This is a genomic window from Moorena sp. SIO3I6 (genome assembly GCF_010672095.1).
The window spans coordinates 1-1,758 of record NZ_JAAHHU010001039.1; the positions used below are offsets into that span (position 1 = coordinate 1).

General features: G+C 41.8%; 1 protein-coding gene. It reads left to right on the forward strand.

Translation table 11 applies throughout. The features are described 5' to 3' along the window. The first annotated feature begins 17 nt into the window (after positions 1-17). Positions 18-1,523, forward strand: coding sequence for a group II intron reverse transcriptase/maturase (gene ltrA, locus F6K49_RS45865; RefSeq protein WP_366514329.1), 1,506 nt, complete (start codon positions 18-20; stop codon positions 1,521-1,523). Positions 1,524-1,758: the final 235 nt, after the last annotated feature.

The following is a 1,758-nucleotide window of genomic DNA, read 5'->3' on the forward strand; positions in this document are numbered from 1 at the left end:
AAAGGGATCCAGCCAAAATGGTTGCGGTTAGGCGGGTAACCCAGGAGAATAAAGGTAAAAAGACTGCCGGAATAGACGGGGTTAAGTCACTCACCAAGAAACAACGCCTCGCCTTAGTAGCCAAACTAAAAATCTCCAAAAAGGCTAAACCAACTAGAAGGGTATGGATTCCCAAACCCGGACAGAAGGAAAAACGCCCTTTAGGTATCCCCACCATGTACGACCGCGCACTACAAGCTCTAGCCAAACAAGCCTTAGAGCCTGAGTGGGAGGCAAAATTTGAATCCAATTCATACGGTTTCAGACCAGGACGCTCATGTCATGATGCCATCGAAGCCATATTCAACAATATTAATAAGACTCAGAAATGGGTTTTAGATGCAGATATTGCCAAATGCTTCGATAAAATCAACCATGATGCACTTCTTAAAAAATTAAATACCTTCCCTACACTATCGCGATTAATCAAATCTTGGTTAAAAGCCGGAGTAATGGACAAGGAAACACTCTCACCTACAAATGAGGGAACTCCTCAAGGTGGTGTAATATCACCACTTTTAGCGAACATAGCCCTCCACGGAATGGAACAGGTGATACAGGACTATGCGAATTCTATAAAGGGAAAAAAGACCCACTATAAGAAGGGTTTAGCTCTTATTAGATACGCAGACGACTTCGTCATCCTACACCCAGACCAAAAAGTGGTAGAAGAATGTCTTGAAGTCATCAACTCATGGTTACACGACATGGGGTTGGAATTAAAGTCAAGCAAAACAAAAATAACCAACACAAAGGAAGGATTTGACTTCTTAGGATTCAACATCCGACATTACAAAGTTGGAAAGAAACACTCTAAACGCGGCTTTAAAACAATCATAAAACCATCTAAAGAAAAAATCCTGGAGCATTATGGGCAGCTCTCAAAAGTTATAGAAAAAAACAGAGCTGCCCCACAGAAGGCTTTAATAAGCCAACTCAAACCTATTATAAGAGGATGGTGTAACTACTACAGTTCAGCCTGTAGCCAGGAAACCTACAAAAAAATAGGAAACTTGCTCTGGAATAAACTCCGAAGATGGGGATACAGAAGACATCCTAATAAATCAAGAACCTGGGTAAACAATAAATACTGGGGAACCATTGAAAAGGACAGATGGACGTTCATGACAGGAAAGGACAACTACCTGCCAAAACATGCTAAGACAAAAATTGTCAGGCATATTAAAATCCAGGACAACAGAAGTCCTTATGATGGTGACCTAGTTTATTGGAACACCAGAATGAGAAAGCATCCTGAGATGACCACTCAGAAGGGAAGGCTTTTAGAACGGCAAGAAGGGAAATGCGCTCATTGTGGTCTTACCTTCAGAAGTGGAGATTTATTAGAAAAACATCACATCTTACCACGTAACAAAGGTGGAAGTAACAAAGATGAAAATCTAGAATTACTACACCTACACTGCCATGATGCCAAGCACGGGTCAAAAACTAATTCATCAGAGTTAGACGAAAATCCGTTCTAGAGGAGCCAATGTCAAGGACTGTACTGTAATGAGGAGCCGTATGATGCGAAAGTGTCACGTACGGTTTTGAAGACGAGTCAGTGAGGTGACTCACTGGCTTAGTTTAATCCCCCTGGCTGAGAGATTCGGCAAAGCCGACACTTCGTGAACAGCTTGCATTGGCGGGTAATGGTCTATCTTGGTAGACTTTGGTAGCTAAAAAGTATCGGTAAACAGTAATTGTTCCATCAGCTGA